The sequence below is a fragment of the Pseudomonas shirazensis genome, assembly GCF_050496565.1.
GTDB classification, from domain to species: domain Bacteria; phylum Pseudomonadota; class Gammaproteobacteria; order Pseudomonadales; family Pseudomonadaceae; genus Aquipseudomonas; species Aquipseudomonas shirazensis_A.
Window position 1 is genome coordinate 230,259 of sequence record NZ_JBNWAE010000001.1, and the last position, 22,840, is coordinate 253,098.

19 protein-coding genes are annotated in these 22,840 nt (G+C 62.1%); 13 read left to right on the top strand and 6 right to left on the bottom strand.

Translation table 11 applies throughout. The features are described from left to right. The first annotated feature begins 9 nt into the window (after positions 1 to 9). Genes ACQZ2L_RS00990 through ACQZ2L_RS01000 form a run of 3 tightly spaced genes read left to right on the top strand, consistent with a single transcriptional unit; the run spans position 10 to position 3,958 of the window. Positions 10 to 1,077, top strand: a complete 1,068-nt coding sequence (locus ACQZ2L_RS00990) for an HlyD family secretion protein (protein ID WP_430324365.1) — start codon at positions 10 to 12, stop codon at positions 1,075 to 1,077. Beyond that, a complete protein-coding gene (locus ACQZ2L_RS00995; protein ID WP_430324366.1) occupies positions 1,074 to 2,588 on the top strand; it encodes a DHA2 family efflux MFS transporter permease subunit in 1,515 nt (504 codons plus the stop codon). Before ACQZ2L_RS00990 ends, ACQZ2L_RS00995 begins: the two co-directional genes overlap by 4 nt. Positions 2,589 to 2,608: 20 nt before the next feature. After that, complete coding sequence (locus ACQZ2L_RS01000; protein ID WP_430324368.1) at positions 2,609 to 3,958, top strand: TolC family outer membrane protein; 1,350 nt, start codon at positions 2,609 to 2,611, stop codon at positions 3,956 to 3,958. A gap of 125 nt (positions 3,959 to 4,083) precedes the next feature. On the opposite strand, the gene typA is transcribed toward ACQZ2L_RS01000, so the two are convergent. Continuing rightward, complete coding sequence (gene typA / locus ACQZ2L_RS01005; RefSeq protein ID WP_103435742.1) at positions 4,084 to 5,904, bottom strand: translational GTPase TypA; 1,821 nt, start codon at positions 5,902 to 5,904, stop codon at positions 4,084 to 4,086. A 127-nt stretch (positions 5,905 to 6,031) separates the two neighbouring features. Next, complete coding sequence (gene thiI, locus ACQZ2L_RS01010) at positions 6,032 to 7,486, bottom strand: tRNA uracil 4-sulfurtransferase ThiI (RefSeq protein ID WP_103435741.1); 1,455 nt, start codon at positions 7,484 to 7,486, stop codon at positions 6,032 to 6,034. 445 nt (positions 7,487 to 7,931) lie between these two features. On the opposite strand from thiI, the gene glnA reads away from it, so the two are divergent. From glnA to ntrC, 4 genes are all read left to right on the top strand, one after another. Then, positions 7,932 to 9,338 (top strand): type I glutamate--ammonia ligase, encoded by a 1,407-nt coding sequence (gene glnA / locus ACQZ2L_RS01015; protein ID WP_101315620.1) that lies wholly within the window; start codon positions 7,932 to 7,934, stop codon positions 9,336 to 9,338. Positions 9,339 to 9,494: 156 nt separating this feature from the next. Further along, positions 9,495 to 10,028, top strand: coding sequence for a chorismate mutase (locus ACQZ2L_RS01020; RefSeq protein ID WP_430324369.1), 534 nt, complete (start codon positions 9,495 to 9,497; stop codon positions 10,026 to 10,028). A 262-nt stretch (positions 10,029 to 10,290) separates the two neighbouring features. Next, a complete protein-coding gene (glnL, locus tag ACQZ2L_RS01025) occupies positions 10,291 to 11,376 on the top strand; it encodes a nitrogen regulation protein NR(II) (RefSeq protein WP_430324371.1) in 1,086 nt (361 codons plus the stop codon). After that, a complete protein-coding gene (gene ntrC, locus ACQZ2L_RS01030; RefSeq protein WP_101315613.1) occupies positions 11,373 to 12,809 on the top strand; it encodes a nitrogen regulation protein NR(I) in 1,437 nt (478 codons plus the stop codon). Before glnL ends, ntrC begins: the two co-directional genes overlap by 4 nt. 980 nt (positions 12,810 to 13,789) lie before the next feature. Here ntrC and ACQZ2L_RS01035 read toward each other — a convergent pair. After that, on the bottom strand, positions 13,790 to 14,227 hold the full coding sequence (locus ACQZ2L_RS01035) for a hypothetical protein (protein WP_150571220.1): 438 nt from the start codon (positions 14,225 to 14,227) through the stop codon (positions 13,790 to 13,792). On the opposite strand from ACQZ2L_RS01035, the gene trmL reads away from it, so the two are divergent. Next, entirely contained in the window at positions 14,226 to 14,681 is a 456-nt protein-coding gene (gene trmL, locus ACQZ2L_RS01040) for a tRNA (uridine(34)/cytosine(34)/5-carboxymethylaminomethyluridine(34)-2'-O)-methyltransferase TrmL (protein ID WP_103435738.1), read from the top strand. The two genes, ACQZ2L_RS01035 and trmL, sit on opposite strands and share 2 nt — an antisense overlap. A gap of 51 nt (positions 14,682 to 14,732) precedes the next feature. Here trmL and secB read toward each other — a convergent pair whose 3' ends face one another. Genes secB through ACQZ2L_RS01055 form a run of 3 tightly spaced genes read right to left on the bottom strand, consistent with a single transcriptional unit; the run spans position 14,733 to position 15,926 of the window. Continuing rightward, complete coding sequence (secB, locus tag ACQZ2L_RS01045) at positions 14,733 to 15,218, bottom strand: protein-export chaperone SecB (RefSeq protein WP_430324373.1); 486 nt, start codon at positions 15,216 to 15,218, stop codon at positions 14,733 to 14,735. A 38-nt stretch (positions 15,219 to 15,256) separates the two neighbouring features. Further along, positions 15,257 to 15,511 (bottom strand): glutaredoxin 3, encoded by a 255-nt coding sequence (grxC, locus tag ACQZ2L_RS01050; protein WP_430324374.1) that lies wholly within the window; start codon positions 15,509 to 15,511, stop codon positions 15,257 to 15,259. Between the two features lies 1 nt (position 15,512). After that, positions 15,513 to 15,926, bottom strand: a complete 414-nt coding sequence (locus ACQZ2L_RS01055; protein ID WP_101315604.1) for a rhodanese-like domain-containing protein — start codon at positions 15,924 to 15,926, stop codon at positions 15,513 to 15,515. A gap of 204 nt (positions 15,927 to 16,130) precedes the next feature. On the opposite strand from ACQZ2L_RS01055, the gene gpmI reads away from it, so the two are divergent. The 5 genes from gpmI (at position 16,131) to ACQZ2L_RS01080 (ending at position 22,799) form a co-directional block, all read left to right on the top strand. After that, positions 16,131 to 17,663 carry a 2,3-bisphosphoglycerate-independent phosphoglycerate mutase gene (gene gpmI, locus ACQZ2L_RS01060; protein WP_430324375.1) on the top strand — a complete coding sequence of 511 codons (1,533 nt, stop codon included), beginning with the start codon at positions 16,131 to 16,133 and terminating at the stop codon, positions 17,661 to 17,663. Positions 17,664 to 17,781: 118 nt separating this feature from the next. Then, positions 17,782 to 19,083 (top strand): murein hydrolase activator EnvC family protein, encoded by a 1,302-nt coding sequence (locus tag ACQZ2L_RS01065; protein WP_430324376.1) that lies wholly within the window; start codon positions 17,782 to 17,784, stop codon positions 19,081 to 19,083. Between the two features lie 74 nt (positions 19,084 to 19,157). Beyond that, positions 19,158 to 20,474 (top strand): S41 family peptidase, encoded by a 1,317-nt coding sequence (locus ACQZ2L_RS01070; protein WP_101315598.1) that lies wholly within the window; start codon positions 19,158 to 19,160, stop codon positions 20,472 to 20,474. 7 nt (positions 20,475 to 20,481) lie between these two features. Continuing rightward, positions 20,482 to 21,246, top strand: coding sequence for a divergent polysaccharide deacetylase family protein (locus ACQZ2L_RS01075; RefSeq protein WP_430324377.1), 765 nt, complete (start codon positions 20,482 to 20,484; stop codon positions 21,244 to 21,246). 86 nt (positions 21,247 to 21,332) lie between these two features. Continuing rightward, the gene (locus ACQZ2L_RS01080) at positions 21,333 to 22,799 is read left to right on the top strand and encodes a trypsin-like serine peptidase (RefSeq protein ID WP_430324378.1); all 1,467 of its coding nucleotides are present in this window, start codon (positions 21,333 to 21,335) and stop codon (positions 22,797 to 22,799) included. The last annotated feature ends 41 nt before the right edge of the window (positions 22,800 to 22,840 follow it).

Sequence of the window (22,840 nt, forward strand, 5' to 3'; positions counted from 1 at the left end):
ATCCAGGACATGACCAAAGACAAGCTCATCAAGCTGACACTCGCGGTCGCTGTCGTCGCTGGCTTGGGGTTTTTCGGGTGGCAACGCTGGCACTACGCCAACACCTATGTCAGCACCGACAATGCCGAACTCGAAGGCGTCATCGTGCCGGTGCGGGCCAGGCTCTCCGGGGTGGTCGAGCAGGTTGCGGTGCACGACAACATGGCAGTGGCCAAGGGCGATCTGCTGTTCCAGATCCGCGACAGCGAATACCTGCAGCAGCTCGACCAACGCCAGGCCCATTGGCAGGCCTTGCGCGTGGCCGCTGGCCAGGACGGCAGCCCGGGCCAGCTGGACAGCCAGATCCTCGGCGCCATGGCCCGGCGCCAGGCAGCCGAGGCGGCTCTGGCGCAGTCCCACACGACCGTGCAACAAGCCCGCAACGACTACCAGCGCGCCACCCGCCTGCATGGCCAAGGGGTGATGAGCACGCAGGATCTGGAAAGCGCCAGGGCCCGCTTCGAGGCCTTGAACCACGCTCAGGAAGTCGCCCGTGGCAACTCCCGCGCGGCTGCCCAAAGCACCTTGGCCAACAAGGCCGAACTCAAGGTTCAGGACTACCGCATCGACGCCGCCAAGGCCGACCTGGAGCTGGCGCGTATCCGCCTGGAGGACACCCGCCAGACCGCGCCACTGGCCAGTGTGGTATCGAAGAAGGAGGTCGAGCCTGGCCAGTATGTTGTTGCCGGGCAAAAACTGTTGAGCCTGATCGGCAGCGAGCCGCTGTGGATCGTCGCCAACTTCAAGGAAACCCAGGTTGGCCGCGTGCGCGTGGGGCAAAAGGTGCAAATCTCCGTCGACGCGTTCCCTGACCAGCGCTTCAGCGGCACGGTGCAGAGCCTGGCTCCTGCGACGGGCGCACGGTTTTCCCTGCTGCCCCAGGAAAACGCCACCGGCAACTTCACCAAGGTGGTGCAACGCCTGCAGGTGCGTATCGCCCTGGATCAACTTGAGCCGCCCTACGACCAGCTGTTGAGCCCCGGCATGAGTGCCTTCGTCGAGGTGCACGCGCCCAAGCAAAGCAGTGCAGCGCTATGAGGTCGCCCTACCTGATCGCCTTCACCGTCACGCTGGTGTCGATGATGGAGCTGCTCGACGTGACGATCGTCAACGTCGCCATCCCCAGCCTGATGGGCACCTACGGTGCATCGGTGGACGAGATTTCCTGGGTGTCCACCGGTTACGTGGTGGCCAACGTGGTGATTCTGCCCGCCAGCGGCTGGCTCTCGGCCTGGTTTGGCCGGCGCCGCTACTACATCGTTTCAACGGCGCTATTCGTCGCGGCATCGCTGGGCTGCGCAATGTCCACCGAACTCTGGCAACTGGTCGCCTTTCGTATCCTCCAGGGGCTGGCCGGTGGCGGCCTGCTGGGCATCTCGCAAGCGATCATCTACGACGTGTTCCCCAAGGAAAAGGTCAGCACCGGCATGGCCCTGTATGGCGTCGGGGTGATGATGGGGCCAACCCTGGGCCCCAGCGTTGGCGGCTATCTGATCGATGCGCTGTCCTGGCACTGGATCTTTTTGATCAACCTGCCGATCGGCGCGGTGGCGTTGTTGCTGTGCTGGCTGTGCATCAGCGACTCGCCCAACGAGCACAAACCCAGCAGCGTCGACTACAGCGGCTTCTGCTTGCTGGCCCTGGGCGTCGGCAGCCTGCAGATCCTGCTTGAACGTGGCGAACACTGGGACTGGTTCGAGTCGGACTGGACGGTTGCCTGTGTTCTGATCAGCGTTTTCAGCCTGCTGGGCTTCTTCTGGTGGGAGCGACGCACCGCCAACCCTATCGTCAACGTCAGCCTGTTTCAGGATCGCGAGTTTCTGATGGGCTGCGTCTGCGCTTTCTGTGTCGGCTTTGGCCTCTACAGCACGCTGTTCATGGTGCCACTGCTGTTACAGACACTGCTGCAGCAAAGTGCCTATCAGAGCGGGCTGGTGATCTTCCCCGGCGCGGTGGCCAGCGCTATCAGCACCCTGGTGATCGGCAAGCTGTCGCAGGAAAACAAGATCGACGAGCGCATTTTCGTGACTGCGGGGATCGTCCTGTACTGCTACGCGATGTACCTGCACACCCAATTCACCCTGGCCAGCAACCCCGACACATTGTACTGGCCACTGGTCATCCGCGGCCTCGGGCTGGGGATGATTTTCGTGCCTTTGACCAACCTGGCGATGCGCCGCCTGCCCCTGCATCTGGTTTCCGGCGGCTCAGGGGTACTCAACCTGATGCGCCAGCTGGGCGGCAGCGTCGGTATCGCCATCGCCGCCACCTTGCTCACGCGCTATGCCTGGGAGCGCTACCGGCTGTTGTCCGAGCACGTCACCGAAGGGTCGCTGATCGCCAGTGGTTGGGGCGCTGTCGGCAAAGATCCGCTGTTTCTGTCACTGGCCACCAGCAGCCAGCAGGCGACCGTTTTGATGCCCTACCTTGAGGCGCGCGAGCAGGCGCAGATGCTGGCGTTCAGCATGCTGTTCGGCACCCTTGGGGCGGTCATGGCAGTCGGTATTCCCATGATGCTGCTGATGCGTCGCAGCACCCTCGCCCGATAGATCTCTGATGGAGCCATCCCTTGCGTATTCCCGGGCTGTACCCTGAACGTTTCTCCCCGCTGGCCGGCATCGTCTGCCTGGCGCTGGCGAGCCTCTCGCCGGCCGCCGCTGGCAATGACCTGTACACGCTGTATCAGCAGGCCTTGAGCCACGACATGAAGTTCGCTGCGGTGCAGGCGCAAGCAGCGGTCAGCACCGAGCGCCAGCTGCAACGACGCGCCGATCTGCTGCCAAGCCTGTCGGCCACAGGCGGCGCAGCCTGGGTCGACCGCGAAGAGTCTTCGTATTACCGGCACAACCGCGACAACACCAACGCTTACGCCGTGGTCCTCACCCAACCCCTGCTGCGCTGGCAAAACGTGGTTGCTCACGATCAAAGCAAATTGCGCGTAAGCGCCAGCGAAGTGCACATTGAACAGGCCCGGCAGGAACTGATGCTGCGCGTTGCCCGAGCCTACCTGGATGTATTGCTGGCGCGTGAAGGGCTCAACGCGCGCACCCAGCAACTGCAGACCCTGGCCCAGCAGCAGGCACGTATCGAGCACTTGCTCGGTGACGGTGCCACCACCCGCAGTACGCTTGAGCAGGTCCAGGCGCGTCACGATGAAGCCCAGGCAGAGCTGATCAGCGCGCGCGGCATGCTCGACCTGGCGAACGAAACCCTCGCGCAACTCACCGCCAGTCACCGCTTGCCTGCTGCCAGCCTTGGCCGCGATATCCACTTCAGCGCACCGCAACCGGCATCGATCGACGACTGGGCGAGCCAGGCGCGGACCGACAGCCTGGCGGTGCAGGCGGCGCAGATCGACCAGCGCCTGGCGCAGATGGGTATCGAGCGCGAGCGCGCCGGTCATCTGCCAACGGTTGACCTGATCGCCGCCCATGGTCGCTTTGCAGCGGTGGGCGGCGAGCTGTATGACGTGACCCTGCCAGAAGCGCGCTATCGGCAGACCGTGGTCGGGATCAAGCTGGATATTCCGTTGTACGCAGGGGGCCGCACCAGCAGCAAGGTGCGCGAAGCCCATGCGCTTGAGGGCAAGGCCGAGGACGACCTGGAGGATGCCCGCCGCGATGCTGCGCTGGCGGCGCGGCGGGCCTACCTGCGGGTGAGCAGCGGCCTGAGCCGTTACGCCGCGCTGCGCCAGTCGCGCAAGTCCAGCGAGGTCAACCTGAGGTCGGTGACCAAGGGCTTTGAAGCGGGCGCGCGGATCAACACCGAGGTGCTCGATGCCCAGCAGCAATTCAGCGATGCCGACCTGCGCCTGGCCGAGCAACGGCACACCTTGCTGATGGCCCAGCTCGAGCTGCTGGCTGCCACTGGCAGCCTGAACGACGCGAGCCTGATGCATGTCAGCAGTCTGTTGCAATAACAAACCACGCGACTGCAGGCCCACAACGCAAAACGCCCGATGCTAGGCATCGGGCGTTTTGCTGACCAACGATAGATCAGGGCGAGGGCTGCCGGCTCCAGTGGAGCCGTAGCCGCCGCGCTGGATCAGATCTTGGCTTTCTTGGCAGCGCGGGTACGCTCGCTTTCGTCGAGGATCTTCTTGCGAAGACGGATCGACTTAGGCGTGACTTCGCACAGCTCGTCTTCCTGGATGTATTCCAGAGCCTGTTCCAGAGTGAAGCGAACCGGCGGAACCAGAGCGATGGTTTCGTCTTTACCCGAAGCACGCATGTTGTCGAGCTTCTTGCCTTTGGTTGGGTTTACACCCAGGTCGTTGTCGCGGCTGTTCTGGCCGATGATCTGACCGTAGTAGATCTCTTGACCGTGCTCGACGAACAGCTTGCCGCGCGCCTGCAGGGTTTCCAGCGAGTAGGTCAGGGCTTTGCCGGTTTCAACCGAAACCAGTACGCCGTTCTGACGGCCGGACATGTGGCCGGACTTGACTGGAGCGTAGCGATCGAAGATCGAGGTCAGGATGCCAGCACCGTTGGTCAGGGTCAGGAACTGGTTACGGAAACCGATCAGACCACGAGCAGGGATGTTGTATTCCAGACGCACACGGCCTTTGCCATCCGGGACCATGTTGCTCAGGTCGCCCTTACGCAGGCCCATCTCTTCCATGACCTTGCCCTGAGCTTCCTCTGGGATGTCGATGGTGACGTTTTCGAACGGCTCTTGCTTGACGCCGTCGACTTCACGAATGATCACTTCAGGACGGCCCAGGGCCAGCTCGAAGCCTTCGCGACGCATGGTTTCGATCAGTACCGACAGGTGCAGCTCACCACGACCGGAAACCTTGAACTTGTCAGCCGAGTCGCCTTCTTCAACGCGCAGTGCAACGTTGTACAGCAGCTCTTTGTCCAGACGGTCCTTGATGTTACGCGAGGTCACGAACTTGCCTTCTTTACCGCAGAATGGCGAGTCGTTGACCTGGAAGGTCATGGAAACGGTTGGCTCGTCGACGGTCAACGGCTTCATCGCCTCGACGTTCAACGGGTCGCACAGGGTGTCGGAGATGAACAGCTCGTCGAAACCGCTGATGCAGACGATGTCGCCGGCGGCAGCTTCTTCAACGTCGACACGGTGCAGACCGTGGTGACCCATCAGCTTAAGGATACGGCCATTACGCTTCTTGCCGTCGACATCGATGGCCACAACCGGAGTGTTCGGCTTGACGCGACCACGGGCGATACGGCCAACGCCGATAACACCGAGGAAGCTGTTGTAGTCCAGAGCGGAGATCTGCATCTGGAACGGGCCGTCACGGTCAACAGCAGGTGGTGGAACGTGGTCGACAACCGCTTGGTACAGCGGGGTCATGTCTTCGGCCATGGCAGTGTGGTCCAGACCGGCAATGCCGTTCAGGGCCGAGGCGTAGACGACCTGGAAGTCCAGCTGCTCGTCGGTAGCGCCGAGGTTGTCGAACAGATCGAAGATCTGGTCCAGAACCCAATCAGGACGCGCGCCCGGACGGTCAACCTTGTTGATTACAACGATTGGCTTGAGGCCAGCTTCGAAAGCCTTTTTGGTCACGAAGCGAGTTTGCGGCATAGGGCCGTCTTGGGCGTCGACCAGCAGCAGCACGGAGTCGACCATCGACATTACACGCTCAACTTCGCCACCGAAGTCGGCGTGGCCGGGGGTGTCGACGATGTTGATGTGGTAGCCATTCCAGTTGATGGCGGTGTTTTTCGCCAGAATGGTAATACCGCGCTCTTTCTCCTGGTCGTTGGAGTCCATGACGCGCTCGTCATTGAGCTCGTTACGCTCCAGGGTGCCCGACTGACGCAGGAGTTTGTCGACCAGAGTGGTTTTACCATGGTCAACGTGGGCGATGATGGCGATGTTACGCAGATTTTCGATCACAAATGTATCTCGATCAGAGGATTCGGTTGCCGCCCATTCTAGACGGCCAATATGAAGGTAAAAGGCTCAGCGGGCCCGCGGGTCGGGAGGGCGATGGCGGATGCTGCCGCCATACAGCCCTGGCAGTTTATGCCGGACGATAAACACGCACATTGGCATGTCCCTCACTGAGCAGATGATGCGCATGCAGGCGACTCATGACGCCCTTGTCGCAATAAAGTAGGTACTGACGGTTGCCATCGAGCTGCTTGAAGCGGCTGTTGATGGCATAGAAAGGCATGGCCTGGACTTCGATACCGTCGATCACCAGAGGTTGATCCTCTTGCGCATCGGGGTGACGAATGTCGATGACGATCTGGCCTGGAGTGGCCTCGGCCACCTCTTCAATCTGAATGTCCTGGCTCAGTTCGTCGATTACATGGTCGATCGAAATGAAGCGGGCACGCTCCAGCGCGCGCTCCAGGATCTGCATATCGAACTGGGCCTCCTCATAGACAACCCGCTGCGGTTTGGCGCAGGTAGTCGGGTTGACCGAGATGACGCCGCAGTATTCTGGCATGTGCTTGGCAAACTCGGCTGTGCCGATCTGATAAGCGGTATCGATGATGTCCTGCTTGTGGCTGGCCAGCAGCGGCCGCAGTACCAGCTTGTCGGTGGCCTGATCGATCACCGTGAGGTTGGGCAGGGTCTGGCTCGACACCTGGGAAATCGCCTCGCCGGTGACCAGCGCGTCGATCTGCAGGCGGTCGGCGATGTTGGCCGCAGCACGCAGCATCATGCGCTTGAGGGTGACGCCCATATAGCTGTTGTCGACCTTGCCGAGGATCTCGCCGACCACTTCTTCGAACGGCACGCTGATGAACAGCACGCGCTGGCTGCTGCCGTATTTTTTCCACAGGTAGTGAGCGACTTCCATCACTCCCAGCTCATGGGCACGGCCGCCAAGGTTGAAGAAGCAGAAGTGGGTCATCAGGCCGCGACGCATCATCTGATAGGCCGCAACGGTGGAGTCGAAACCACCGGACATCAACACCAGGGTCTGCTCCAGTGCGCCCAGCGGATAACCGCCGATGCCCTGGTGCTGATTGTGGATGACGTACAGGCGCTGGTTGCGAATTTCCATCCGCACCTTGATTTCCGGGTTTTTCAGGTCGATACCGGCGGCGCCGCACTGCTGGCGCAACTGGCTGCCAACATAACGGTCGACATCCATCGAGGTGAAGTCGTGGTGGCCGCCACGCTTGCAGCGTACGGCGAAGCGCTTGCCGGCCAGCAGATGGCCGTAATGCGCCTTGCACTTCTCGACGATATCGTCGAAGTCGCCCAGCGGGTATTCCTCTACCTGAAGGAAGTGGGTGATCCCCGGCGTGCACGACAGCCGGTCGATGATCTCGCGCTGAAGCTTCTCGTCTTCGAGGCGGGTGACCACTTCGAGATTATCCCAGACACCGTCAACCTTCAGCTCAGGGTCGATGTCCTTGAGCACGTTGCGGATGTTCTTCGAGAGCTGACGGATGAAGCGCTTGCGCACCGGCCGGCTCTTGATGGTGATTTCTGGGAAGACTTTGACGATGAGTTTCATGGGTAAACAGCGCGCCCAGGGCCTGCCGAAAATGAGGGGCGCGAATTATAGCGGAAATTGCTCAGGATTTGACCAACTTTTGAACAGAAAGGTTGGAAGCCCGTCAGGACCGGCCCGTTCGGCCGATTCTTAGCGGAATTATCAGTGACATTCAGAGCGTGTCCATAGAAGGCGCATTTCGCCCTCGAGCAGTGCGCCGCGTTACCGATCGCACCATTATTGTGCACCCACCGGAATAATCGCCTCTTAAGAGTGCGCTTTTACCACGACCAACCTTCACAAATGCCCTTGAACGCCCACTTTTATCCCAAGCTCGCCATTTTCGGGCACTGGCATGCAATTTGCTCTCTTGTGAGGCAGGTAAGCTTGGCCGACTATCCGCGCCCAGCAACACCCTTTTTCCAGGGCAGCGGCCCACCGCGCTCTAGACCCTCCGGAGGACAACATGTCGAAGTCGGTTCAACTCATCAAAGATCATGACGTCAAGTGGATTGATCTGCGTTTCACGGACACCAAAGGCACTCAGCATCACGTGACCATGCCGGCGCGTGATGGTCTGGACGAAGACTTCTTTGAAGTCGGCAAGATGTTCGACGGTTCGTCGATTGCCGGCTGGAAAGGCATCGAAGCCTCCGACATGATCCTGATGCCGGTTGACGATACCGCTGTACTCGACCCGTTCACCGAAGAACCAACCCTGATCATCACCTGCGACATCGTCGACCCGTCGAGCATGCTCGGCTACGATCGCGACCCACGTGCGATCGCCAAGCGCGCTGAAGAGTACCTCAAGAGCACTGGCCTGGGTGACACCGTGTTCGCCGGCCCAGAGCCTGAGTTCTTCATCTTCGACGAAGTGAAGTTCCAGTCCGACATCTCCGGTTCGATGTTCAAGATCTTCTCCGAGCAAGGCTCGTGGATGACCGGTGCTGACATCGAAGGCGGCAACAAAGGCCACCGTCCAGGCGTCAAAGGCGGCTACTTCCCAGTACCTCCGTTCGACCACGACCACGAAATCCGTACTGCCATGTGCAACGCACTGGAAGAAATGGGTCAGATCGTTGAAGTTCACCACCACGAAGTGGCGACTGCCGGTCAGAACGAAATCGGCGTCAAGTTCAACACCCTGGTGAAGAAAGCTGACGAAGTCCAGGCCCTGAAATACGTCGTGCACAACGTTGCCGACGCTTACGGCCGCACCGCTACCTTCATGCCCAAGCCACTGTACGGTGACAACGGCTCGGGCATGCACGTGCACATGTCGATCTGGAAAGACGGCAAGAACACCTTCGCTGGCGAAGGCTATGCCGGCCTGTCCGATACCGCCCTGTACTTCATCGGCGGCATCATCAAGCACGGTAAGGCACTGAACGGCTTCACCAACCCGTCGACCAACTCCTACAAGCGTCTGGTCCCAGGTTTCGAAGCACCGGTAATGCTCGCCTACTCGGCTCGTAACCGCTCGGCCTCGATCCGTATTCCTTACGTCAGCAGCCCGAAAGCTCGCCGTATCGAAGCACGCTTCCCGGACCCATCGGCCAACCCATACTTGGCCTTCGCGGCCCTGCTGATGGCTGGCCTGGACGGCATCCAGAACAAGATTCACCCAGGCGATGCTGCCGACAAGAACCTCTACGACCTGCCACCAGAAGAAGCCAAGGACATTCCGCAAGTCTGCGGCAGCCTGAAAGAAGCTCTGGAAGAGCTGGATAAAGGCCGTGCGTTCCTGACCAAGGGCGGCGTGTTCTCCGACGACTTCATCGATGCCTTCATCGAGCTGAAGAGCGAAGAGGAAATCAAGGTGCGCACCTTCGTGCACCCACTGGAATACGAGCTGTACTACAGCTGCTGATGTGAGCGACGCCTGTCGTCGCTAGGCATCAACTGAAGACGGCCTCCCTCGGGAGGCCGTTTTCCGTTTCGCCAGACAGGATTTTCAGAAGCGTCCGACTTGCGCACCCTCGGCATCACCGCACACTTCCAGCCTCCATTGAAAAGGAGACTGCCGATGCGCCTTGCCCTCTTTATCCTCGCCTGCACCCTCGGCCTGAGCGGCTGCAGCGCCACCCCTGATGATCCCGCCTTCTCACCCCTGCTTGACCTGATCGAGCGACGACTGGCCGTGGCCGATGTGGTGGCGTTGCATAAATGGGATAACGCCCAGCCCGTCCAGGCAACCGAGCGCGAACAGGCCATCATTGCTGGCGTGCGCAGCGCGGCGCCTGGCCATGGCCTTGACCCTGCCCGTGCAGCGGCGTTCTTTCATGATCAGATAGAGGCCAACAAGCTGGTGCAGTATGCGCGGCTGTCGCAATGGCAGCTCGCCGGAGCGGCGCCGGCACTGCCACGGCATGACTTGCAACGCATCATCCGCCCGCGGCTGGACGGCCTGCAGACAGACCTGCTGCACCAATTGGCGTCTTTCGATCAAACCCGCAGCCGCCAGTGCGCGCGCAAGCTGGCCCTGGCATTGGCGCAACGCCAGGGCGATGCACTGCACCGTGCCGGCATGATCCGCGCTACCGGACAGCTCTGCGACTGAGCACGCGACCAAGATGCTCTATATTGGTGCATAGCTGAGCCTACTGCTCTGCCATGCAGCCCAATATGGTTCAAGTGAATCGTTTCATCGATAGTTTTTGGCCTGCAATAGCGCATGAACAGGGCTTTTTCCGGTAATTGCGCTTCTTTTCGGAGCCTTGGTTTGTTTCTTGCATTTTCAAACCATCACGCGGATCACCAGCGCGCCCGCCCTTGGCTCAGCCAACGGCGACCCATGTGCCAAAAGAGGTCGACGACGCCCCATGACCATCAGCGATGCGCAGCACCGACTGCTTCTGGACAACCTGACCACGGCTACCCTGCTGCTCAATGCCGAGCTGCGCCTGGAGTACATGAATCCGGCCGCGGAAATGCTCCTGGCCGTCAGTGGCCAGCGCAGCCACGGGCAGTTCATCAGCGAGCTGTTCACCGAGTCGAGCGAAGCGCTCAACTCGCTGCGCCAGGCCGTCGAACAGGCGCATCCGTTCACCAAGCGTGAAGCGCAGCTGACCTCGCTGACCGGGCAAAGCATTACCGTCGATTACGCCGTCACGCCGATCCTGCATCAAGGCCAGACCCTGCTGCTGCTTGAAGTGCACCCCCGCGACCGACTGCTGCGCATCACCAAGGAAGAAGCCCAGCTGTCCAAGCAGGAAACCACCAAGATGCTGGTACGCGGCCTCGCCCACGAAATAAAGAACCCGCTGGGCGGCATTCGTGGTGCGGCGCAATTGCTCGCCCGCGAACTGCCCAATGACGGCCTGCGCGATTACACCAACGTGATCATCGAAGAAGCCGATCGCCTGCGTAACCTGGTCGACCGCATGCTCGGCTCGAACAAACTGCCGTCGCTGGCGATGACCAACATTCACGAAGTACTGGAGCGCGTCTGCAGCCTTGTCGAGGCCGAAAGCCAGGGCTGCATCACTTTGGTGCGTGATTACGACCCGAGCCTGCCGGATGTACTGATCGACCGCGAGCAGATGATTCAAGCCGTACTCAATATCGTGCGCAATGCGATGCAGGCGATCAGCAGCCAGAACGAACTGCGCCTGGGCCGCATCAGCCTGCGCAGCCGCGCAGTGCGCCAGTTCACCATTGGCCACATCCGCCACCGCCTGGTCGCCCGCGTCGAAATCACCGACAACGGCCCCGGCATCCCGGCGGAACTGCAGGACACCCTCTTCTATCCCATGGTCAGCGGGCGCCCGGACGGTACCGGGCTCGGCCTGGCCATTACCCAGAACATCATCAGCCAGCACCAGGGCCTGATCGAGTGTGAGAGCCATGCCGGCCACACCACCTTCTCGATCTTCCTGCCTCTGGAACAAGGAGCCACTGCCCCATGAGCCGAAGTGAAACCGTGTGGATCGTCGACGATGATCGCTCCATCCGCTGGGTCCTGGAAAAAGCCCTGCAACAGGAGGGCATGACCACCCAGAGCTTCGACAGCGCTGACGGGGTCATGGGTCGCCTGGCCCGGCAGCAGCCGGACGTGATCATTTCCGACATCCGCATGCCGGGTGCCAGCGGCCTCGACCTGCTGGCACAGATTCGCGAGCAGCATCCGCGTCTGCCGGTGATCATCATGACCGCGCATTCCGACCTGGACAGCGCAGTAGCCTCTTATCAAGGTGGCGCCTTCGAGTACCTGCCCAAGCCGTTCGACGTTGACGAGGCGGTCTCGCTGGTCAAACGCGCCAACCAGCACGCTCAGGAGCAGCAAGGCCTGCACGTTGCGCCGACGCTGACGCGCACCCCGGAAATCATTGGCGAAGCGCCGGCGATGCAGGAAGTATTCCGCGCCATCGGCCGCCTCAGCCACTCCAACATCACCGTGTTGATCAACGGCGAGTCGGGTACCGGTAAAGAGTTGGTTGCACACGCCCTGCACCGTCACAGCCCGCGGGCTGCTTCGCCGTTCATTGCCCTGAACATGGCGGCGATCCCCAAGGACCTGATGGAGTCAGAGCTGTTTGGCCATGAGAAAGGTGCATTCACCGGCGCTGCCAACCTGCGCCGTGGCCGCTTCGAGCAGGCCGATGGCGGTACCTTGTTCCTCGACGAGATCGGCGACATGCCGGCCGACACCCAGACTCGCCTGCTGCGGGTATTGGCGGACGGTGAGTTCTACCGGGTTGGCGGGCATATTCCGGTCAAGGTCGATGTGCGCATCATTGCCGCAACCCACCAGAACCTGGAAACCCTGGTCCAGGCGGGGAAGTTCCGCGAGGACTTGTTCCACCGCCTGAACGTGATCCGCATTCATATCCCGCGGTTGTCCGACCGCCGTGAGGATATCCCGACTCTGGCCCGGCACTTCCTTGGGCGGGCGGCGCAGGAGTTGTCGGTCGAGCCTAAATTGCTCAAGCCGGAAACCGAAGAGTTCATGCGCAACCTGCCGTGGCCGGGCAACGTGCGCCAGCTGGAAAACACCTGCCGCTGGATCACGGTGATGGCCTCCAGCCGCGAAGTGCTGGTGGGTGACCTGCCGCCGGAGCTGCTCAACCTGCCGCAGGATGCTGCGCCGGTGACCAACTGGGAGCAGGCACTGCGCCAGTGGGCAGATCAGGCGTTGGCGCGGGGGCAGTCGAATCTGCTCGACAGCGCTGTGCCGAGCTTTGAACGGATCATGATCGAGACTGCGCTCAAGCACACTGCCGGGCGGCGGCGTGATGCTGCAGTGTTGCTGGGTTGGGGGCGTAACACCCTGACCCGCAAGATCAAGGAACTGGGGATGAAGATCGACGGCGGCGACGAGGATGACGGCGACGATCATTGATCCACGCCTGACGCGCAGCCCGGCCCAGCGCGGTCCCTGTAGGAGCGGCCTTGTGTCGCGAAAGGGTCGCGTAGCGGCCCCAAAATCCCAGCTCCGCCGCTGACACAGCCGGGCCCGCTTTGCGGGCCTTTCGCGACACAAGGCCGCTCCTACACAGACCGCGCGTAGCGGCCCCAGCCATTTGAAGGCCAGTGCCGCCGGGCGGCGGCGTGATGCTGCGGTGTTGCTGGGCTGGGGATGAAGATCGACGGCGGCGATGAGGACGACGGCGACGATCATTGATCCACGCCTGACGCGCCGCCCGGCCCAGCGCGGTCCCTGTAGGAGCGGCCTTGTGTCGCGAAAGGGTCGCGCAGCGGCCCCAGATCTCAGCTACGCCGCTAACATTGCCGGGCCCGCTTTGCGGGCCTTTCGCGACACAAGGCCGCTCCTACAGGGGCAGGGTTCTGGATCAGCGCCTTCTGTAGCTGCCCCACCATTTCCAGGCCAATACCGGGCTTCGAACGGATCAAGATCGAGACCGCACTCAAGCACACCGCCGGGTATCGGCGTGATGCTGGGCAGCCCGGCCCAGCGCGGTCCCTGTAGGAGCGGCCTTGTGTTGCGAAAGGGTCGCGTAGCGGCCCCAGATCTCAGCTTCGCCGCTAACATTGCCGGGCCAGCTACGCTGGCCTTTCGCGACACAAGGCCGCTCCTACAGGGACCGCGCTAGGTTTGGATAGGCCCCAACCATTTCCAGGCCATGCACCGAGATCGTGCTCAACGCACCGCCGCAAGGCAAAAACGACCTCAAATCCCGGCCAAATCACCCGCAAAGTCCAACAAACACTGCTTTTACAAACCTGGCACGCCCCCTGCAATAGCTATTGCACAACCAGTTTCGGGGGCCCTGGTACAGGCAGGCCGGGTGACCCCTATTTTATTCGCAAGTCGAGCAAGTTCTGGGGACCTCGGTACAGGCAGGCCGGGAATCCCCTCTTTTATTCGTGCAGCCTCACCTGCACACGCCAGCGTCCCGCGTCCTCTGCAGCGCTCCACTCGCCCTGCAGGGGGCGCGCGGCCACCACCGTCAGCAGCAAGCCCTTGTCGCTGTTCTGCAAACGCCATCCCACCGGTTTCTCCTCCAGCATCAGTTGCCCGCGCTGCGCCTTGCCCTTCGCTTCGAACACAATCGCCACCGTGCCTTCGACGTTCTCGCCATGCAGCTTTGGCTCTTCGTTGAACCACAGGTCAAGCCCGCCCTGCACGACCCCGATCTGCTCCAGCACACGCTCTTCGGGTGTAGTCAGGCGGCCGATCATCAAGCCGACCATCACCCCGACGATGGCCAGCGACAGCATGACCCGCGGGAACGCTTTCGAACGCTGATCCGGTTCAGGGGTAGAATGCTCGTCATCTTCACGCTTGGAGCCGTGCATGTTTCACGTCATCCTTTTTCAACCAGAAATTCCGCCGAATACCGGCAATATCATCCGCCTGTGTGCCAACAGCGGCTGCGCCCTGCACCTGATCGAGCCGATCAGCTTCGAGCTGGACGACAAACGCCTGCGCCGGGCCGGGCTGGACTACCACGAGTATGCCACGCTCAAGCGCCACGAGAGCCTGGCAGCGTGCCTGGAAAGCCTCGGTCAGCCGCGCCTGTTCGCTTTCACCACCAAAGGCTCGCACCCGTTTCACGAGGTTGCCTATCAACCGGGCGATGCCTTCCTGTTCGGTCCGGAAAGCCGCGGCCTGCCGGCCGAGGTACTCGACGCCCTGCCCGCCGAGCAGAAGCTGCGCCTGCCGATGCGCCCGGGCTGTCGCAGCCTGAACCTGTCCAACACCGTGGCAGTGACAGTGTATGAAGCCTGGCGCCAGCAGGGCTTTGTCTGAGCCACAAAAAAAGCGCCCAACAGGGCGCTTTTCTCGGTCTGGCAGCCGTGCTTATTGCAGCGACGGTGCTTCGCCGGCGGCCTGCATGCGCTCCATCTCTTGCGCGTACAGGGCGTCGAAGTTCACTGGCGACAGCATCAGCGCCGGGAACGAGCCGCGGGTAACCAGGCTGTCCAGGGTTTCGCGCGCATACGGGAACAGGATGTTCGGGCAGAACGCACCGAGGGTGTGGCTCATGGAAGCCGGGTCGAGGTTCTTGATCAGGAAGATACCGGCCTGCTGCACTTCCGCGATGAAGGCCACTTCGTCGCCGTTCTTGACGGTTACCGACAGGGTCAGCACGACCTCATGGAAGTCGCCTTCCAGGGCTTTCTGACGGGTGTTGAGGTCCAGCGAAACAGCCGGCTCCCACTGCTGACGGAAGATCTGCGGGCTCTTCGGTGCTTCGAAAGACAGATCGCGCACGTAGATACGCTGCATGGAGAATTGTGCTGCGTTGTCGTCGGTAGCAGCGCCGTTGGTCTGTTGCTCAGTCATGGCTGATCCTAATCCTAATGGGTTGAATGCGGTGTGATTCAGGCCGCGAGGAGGCTGTCGAGCTTGCCCGTGCGCTCGAGGGCGTACAAGTCATCGCAACCACCGACGTGGGTGCTGCCGATCCAGATCTGCGGCACCGAGGTACGGCCGGCCTTCTGGCTCATTTCAGCGCGAACCTGGGGCTTGCCGTCGACCTTGATTTCCTCGAACGGCACGCCTTTGCTTTGCAGCAGTTGCTTGGCGCGGATGCAGAACGGGCAATAGTCGCTGGAATAGACGATGACGGGCTTCATATCACTTCACCAGGGGCAGGTTATCGGCTTTCCAGCTGGAAATACCACCGCTGAGCTTGGCCGCGGTGTAACCAGCCTTGAGCAGTTCACGGCAATGGGTACCGGATTGCTGGCCCATGCTGTCGACCACGATCAGGGTCTTGTCCTTGTGCTTTTCCAGCTCGGCCATACGGCTGGCGAGCTTGTCTTGCGGGATGTTCAGGGCGCCAACAATGTGGCCGGCCGCGAATTCCTTGCTGGTGCGGATGTCGAGCACCACGCCTTTGTCGGCGTTGACCAGCGCAGTCAGCTGGCCGTTGCTCAGGCTCTGGCCGCCACGACGGATTTCGTTGAGCAACAGCAGGATCAGCAGAACAAAGAAAATCGCCACCAGAATGAAGTGGTTTGTGGCAAATGTAATCAGGTTAGCAACCATCAGGTGTGTTCCACGCGATTGAAAATGTCGGCCAGTATACACAGCAGCCAAGGCCCACCAAAGCCCGCCCGCCGGGCAGGCGTGCAGCATTCATCTGCAAACGTTGCAGCGCCAGTCGGCAAACACGATGAATTTTCGCCCTGGCTGGCGCATTTGCCCTAAAATCGGGTCTTTATCATCTTCTGGCAACCGTGAGTGCGATTGATGACGAACACCCCCAAGCCTCTGGTCCTGATCATCCTTGATGGTTTCGGGCACAGCGAACACGTCGAATACAACGCCATTCTTGCCGCGCAGACGCCGGTTTACGATCGCCTTCGCGCTACCCAGCCGAACGGCTTGATCTCCGGCTCGGGCATGGACGTCGGCCTGCCTGACGGGCAGATGGGCAACTCCGAAGTCGGCCACATGAACCTCGGCGCCGGCCGCGTGGTGTACCAGGACTTCACCCGGGTAACCAAGGCCATCCGCGATGGCGAGTTCTTCACCAATCCGGTGCTCTGCGGTGCAGTCGACAAGGCCGTCGGCGCCGGCAAGGCCGTGCACATCCTCGGCCTGCTCTCCGACGGTGGCGTGCACAGCCACCAGGATCACCTGATCGCCATGGCCGAACTGGCCGCGCAGCGCGGCGCCGAGAAGATCTACCTGCACGCGTTTCTCGATGGCCGCGACACGCCGCCACGCAGCGCGCAGTCGTCGCTCGAGCTGGTCGATGCTGCCTTTGCCAAGCTGGGCAAGGGCCGTATCGCCAGCCTCATCGGCCGCTACTTCGCGATGGACCGCGACAACCGCTGGGACCGCGTCGCGGCGGCCTACAACCTGATCGTCGATTCCAGTGCCGACCACACTGCGGCTACCGCCGTGGAAGGGCTTGAAGCGGCCTACGCGCGCGGCGAGAGCGATGAATTCGTCAAGGCCACGCGGATTGGCGAAGCGGTCTCTGTCGAAGACGGCGATGCAGTGATCTTCATGAACTTCCGCGCCGACCGCGCTCGCGAGCTGTCGCGGGTGTTCGTCGAGCCCGACTTCAACGAGTTCGCCCGCACCCGCCAACCAAAAGTGGCAGCCTTCATCGGCCTGACCCAGTACTCGGCGAAGATCCCCGCGCCGGCAGCCTTCGCTCCGGCCAGCCTGGACAACGTGCTCGGCGAATACCTGGCGAAGAAAGGCAAGACCCAACTGCGGATTGCCGAAACCGAGAAGTACGCCCACGTCACCTTCTTCTTCTCCGGTGGCCGCGAAGAGCCGTTCGAAGGCGAAGAGCGCATCCTCATCCCGTCGCCCAAGGTTGCCACCTATGACCTGCAGCCCGAGATGAACGCACCCGAGGTCACCGATCGCATCGTCGAAGCGATCGAGCAGCAGCGCTACGACGTGATCGTGGTCAACTACGCCAACGGCGACATGGTCGGCCACACCGGCGTGTTTGCCGCTGCAGTCAAAGCCGTCGAGGCGCTCGACACCTGCGTCGGGCGTATCGTCGAGGCCCTGGACAAAGTCGGTGGCGAAGCACTGATCACCGCCGACCACGGCAACGTCGAGCAGATGGAAGACGAGAGCACCGGCCAGGCGCATACCGCGCACACCACCGAGCCGGTGCCATTCATCTATGTCGGCAAGCGCCAGCTCAAGGTGCGTAAAGGCGGTGTGCTGGCCGATGTTGCGCCAACCATGCTGACCTTGCTCGGCCTGGAGATCCCGGCAGAAATGACCGGGACTTCGATTCTGGTCGAATAAACCGCCCGCCATACCGCTGTTTCCAGACAAACGCTCCGCTGCAAATGCCGCGGGGCGTTTTGTTTGCAGGCCCAGGCGGGCATACTAGGCCAGTCTCCATCCCTGGTACGCCCACTCCATGTTCCGCGCCCTGATCCTTCTCGCCCTGTCATGCCTGCTCAGCCCGGCCTTTGCCGATGAGCGCGCACAGACCCAGCAACAACTGGATGCCACCCGCCAGGACATCGCCGAGCTCAAGAAGATGCTGGGCAAGCTCCAGGAAGAAAAATCCGGTGTGCAAAAAGACCTGATGAGCACCGAGACCGACATCGGTAACCTGGAAAAGCAGGTGGAGGCCCTGCAGCAAGAACTAAAAAAGACCGAGGGCGAACTGGAGCGCCTTGATACCGAGAAAAAAAAACTCCAGTCCGCCCGCACTGAACAACAAGGCCTGATTGCCAGTCAGGCTCGCTCGGCCTATCAGAACAACGGCCGCGAGGAATACCTGAAACTGCTGCTCAACCAGCAGAACCCGGAGAAATTCGCCCGTACCCTCACCTATTACGATTACCTGAGCAAGGCGCGCATGGAGCAGTTGCGCGTATTCAACGAGACCCTGCGTCAGTTGGCCAATGTCGAGAAGGACATTGCCAGCCAGCAGGCGCAGTTGCTTGCCCAGAGCGGCAACCTCGACAGCCGCCGGCAGGAGCTTGAAGCCGAGCGCGACAAGCGCAAGGCGGTATTGGCCAAGCTCAACAGCGACTTGAAGCAGCGCGACCAGAAGCTGCAAGCCCGTGAGCAGGACCAGGCCGAACTGGGCAAGGTGCTCAAGACCATCGAAGAAACCCTCGCGCGCCAGGCCCGCGAAGCGGAAGAGGCGCGGCAAAAAGCCCTGATCGCTCAGCGCGAAGCCGAACAACGCCGCCAGCAGGAGGCCTTGGCCGCACGCCAGGCCCCAGCCGAGGCGCCGGCCGAGCCACCGAAAAAGGCCCTGACCACCCTCGGTCCGATGGTTTCCGGCGATGGCGCCAACTATGGCGGTGCATTTTCTGCTGCGCGGGGCAAACTTCCATGGCCAGTCAATGGTCGACTGCTGGCACGCTTCGGTGATGCCCGTGGCGGTGATGCCCGCGCCAAGTGGGATGGCGTGATGATCAGCGCCAGCAGTGGCACCCAGGTTCGCGCGGTCCACGGCGGCCGAGTGGTATTTGCTGATTGGTTGCGTGGGGCTGGACTTCTGGTCATTCTCGACCATGGTAATGGCTATCTGAGCTTATATGGCCACAATCAACGCCTGCTCAAAAGCGCCGGTGATGTGGTCAAGGCTGGGGAAGCCATCTCCACCGTGGGTGACAGCGGTGGCCAGGAAAGCGCAGGTCTGTACTTTGCCATTCGTCAGCAGGGCCGCCCGAGCGACCCGGCGCAATGGTGCCGTGGCTAGGCATTTCAACTTATTTACGGTGGCTGCACCGAGGCTCCTGCGGGAGCGCCAACAGGATCAGGAGTTCGTTCGACATGCTGCACTCGCCTCGCCTCACCCAACTGGCCCTGACCGTCGCCCTGGCGATCGGCGCGCCCCTGGCCCATGCCGCCGAGCCGGCCAAGCCAGCCGCAACGCCAGCTCCCGAGGCCACGGCGAAGTCGCCGCTGCCGCTGGAAGAGCTGCGCACCTTCGCCGAAGTCATGGACCGCATCAAGGCCGCCTATGTCGAACCGGTGGACGACAAGACCCTGCTGGAAAACGCCATCAAAGGCATGCTCAGCAACCTTGACCCACACTCCGCCTACCTCGGCCCGGAAGACTTCCAGGAGCTGCAGGAAAGCACCAGTGGCGAGTTCGGCGGCCTGGGCATCGAAGTGGGCATGGAAGACGGCTTCGTCAAAGTTGTCTCGCCAATCGACGACACCCCGGCCTCGCGTGCCGGCATCGAAGCCGGCGACCTGATCGTCAAGATCAACGGCGCGCCGACCCGTGGCCAGAGCATGACCGAAGCGGTCGACAAGATGCGCGGCAAGATCGGCGACAAGATCACCCTGACCCTGGTCCGCGATGGCGGCACCCCGTTTGACGTGACCCTCGCCCGTGCCGTCATTCAGGTCAAGAGCGTCAAGAGCCAACTGCTGGAAAGCGGCTATGGCTATATCCGTATCACCCAGTTCCAGGTCAAGACCGGCGAAGAAGTCGGCAAGGCCCTCGCCAAGCTGCGCAAGGACAACGGCAAGAAGCTGCGCGGGGTCGTGCTCGACCTGCGCAACAACCCCGGCGGCGTACTGCAGTCGGCGGTCGAAGTGGCCGACCACTTCCTCACCAAAGGCTTGATCGTCTACACCAAAGGCCGCATCGCCAACTCCGAGCTGCGCTTCTCGGCCGACCCGGCCGACGCCAGTGAAGGCGTACCACTGGTAGTGCTGATCAACGGCGGCAGCGCCTCGGCTTCGGAGATCGTCGCCGGCGCCCTGCAAGACCAGAAACGCGGTGTGCTGATGGGCACCGACAGCTTCGGCAAAGGCTCGGTGCAGACCGTGCTGCCGCTGGCCAATGACCGCGCCCTGAAGCTCACCACCGCGCTGTACTTCACCCCCAACGGCCGCTCGATTCAGGCCCAGGGCATCGTCCCTGATATCGAAGTGCGCCAGGCCAAGCTCACCGCCGAGGCCGACACCGAGAACTTCAAGGAAGCCGACCTGCAAGGTCACCTGGGCAACGGCAACGGCGGCGCTGACCGCCCGACCGGCAGCAGCAAGCGCAAAGAGCGTCCGCAGGATGATGACTTCCAGCTGAGCCAGGCGCTGAGCCTGCTCAAAGGCCTGAACATCACCAAGGGCGAATGATCCGCTGATGCGTTATCTGCTGTTGACGTTGTTCTGCCTGCTGGCCGGCGCTGCCCACGCGGCGCCGGCCAAGGCTTACATGAGCATCATCATCGACGACCTTGGCCAGAGCATCGAGCGCGACCAGCGCACCCTTGCCCTGCCCGGCCCGGTGACCATGGCGGTGATGCCCGACACCCCGCACGCCAGCGACTTCGCCCGCCAGGCCCATAAAGCCGGCAAGACGGTGATCCTGCACATGCCGATGGACCCGGCCACCGGTCCCTACGCCTGGCACCCCGGGTTGCCGATCGAAGAGCTGGCCCGGCGCCTGGACGCTGCGCTGGTCAAGGTGCCTTATGCCGCCGGCGTCAACAACCACATGGGCAGCCGGATGACGTCACAGCCGCAGGCCATGGCCTGGCTGATGGGCGAGCTGCAACGGCGTGACCTGTTCTTCGTCGACAGCCGCACCAGTGCCGCCACGGTGGCTGCCGCCAAGGCTCAGGAAGACGGCCTGGCGCATGTCTCGCGGGATGTATTTCTCGACGATGAACGCACCACTGCAGCAATTACCGGCCAACTGCAGCAAGGCATCGAGCTGGCCCGCCGGCAGGGTTCGGCGGTGCTGATCGGCCACCCGTATCCACAGACTCTCGAGGTGCTCGAGCGCGAACTGCCACGCCTGCGTGCCCAGGGCATCGAGCTGATCGGGTTGACGCAGATGATCGCCGAGCGCGGTAATCAGGCCATGCCCGCCCACGGCAAGCACGGTCGTTACAGCAACCGCTAGGTCGAGTCGCGCGCAAGCACTATGTAACACTCACCCCGGCCCCCGGATGGCAGCCTGCAATCGGCAATCATCCGGAGGACCCTGCCATGCCCAACCTGCAACCAAGCCTGCTTGCCTTGAGCCTGCTCTGCTGCTCACTGCCAGCCCTGGCCGAACCCGCCGCTCCAGCCCCACAGCCATTGCTCAACGCGCAGTCACAAAGTCAGCAATGGAGCGGCATCGGCCGCCTGTCACTCGACAATCGACGCGAATGCATCGCCAGCCTGATCGACAGCCGCACCGGCGCTGCGCAAAGCGACGGCCCCGCGTATCTGGTGACCGCAGGCCACTGCGTCGACAGACGCAACGGCATCATCGCCGGTGAGCAACCGATAACGGGCAACATTGCGTTCAACTACTTCGTCGACACCCCGCAAGCGCGCAAGACCTTCACCCTCAAACAGCGCATCTGGAGCAGCATGCAAGGCACCGACCTGGCCCTGCTCGAACTCGACGTGACGCTTGCCGAAGTGATGGCCAGCGGCGTTACACCATTGCCTTTTGCCCCGCCCGGGCCGGCCCCCAGCGCAGTCCAGGCAATTTTCGCCACCAGCGCTGCAGATGCGGGCCTGCGCAGCGCCGAGTGCCGTGCGCAGGCCACCGCTGTCGCCATCGAATACCCCTGGGTCTGGCGCAACGTTCAGCAGAATGACTGCCCCGGCATCGATGAAGGCGCGTCCGGCAGCCCGGTGCTGGACAGCGAGCAGCGCCTGGTCGCCGTGATCAACAGCGTGGTCAGCGCAACCTCGGCTGAGTGCGGCTTGAACACGCCCTGCCTGTTCGACAGCGGCACGCCGGTTGCCGGCGTCTCATCCAATGTTGCCATGCCGGTGCAGCGCATCCGCGGCTGCTTCGCCGAAGGCCGTGCCGACCTGACACTGGAGCACTGCCAACTGCTGCCAGGCTTCCAGGCCGAGATCCAGCGACGGGTCAAACCTACCCTGAAGCTGGCCAGCGCCGACGGCACGCTGCCAGCGCCAGGTTGGGATACGCTGTTCAGCATCGATACGCCACGCTATCGCTACAAAACGGTGCGCGATCCGCTCGACTGTGAAGTGCCAACCGGTTACAGCGGCACCGTGGCTGCCCAGGAGAACCACATCGATGAACCGATCGGCAACACACCGGGCTGGTACTTCCTGTGCCTGATCGGCGTCGAATCTCCCGAGCAACTGCCTTCGCCAGCACTCATGGCCAACAGCCTGAGCCTACCCGTCCAGCTGCTACCGGCGGCAAGCGTACCGGCACCGGACGTCAGCATCGAGCCACTGGCAAATGGCAACGTGCAGGTGACCTGGACACCACATCCACCGGATCTGGTGCGCTACTGGGTCAAACGTGGCGCTGTGGCCAGCACCGATTGCGCCGACCCGGCCGGTTACCGCCGTGCCCGCCACGCGGTCTATGAGTTCAAGGCCACACAGCTGCCACTCAAGCTCTGCAGCCGTGGCGAAGACATCAATGCCGTGCAGTCAGAAGTTCGCAGCGACATCCTGCAGTCATCTCAGCGCTGAACGCAAAAGGTCCAGCCCACCGGGCTGGACCTTGACCTGCA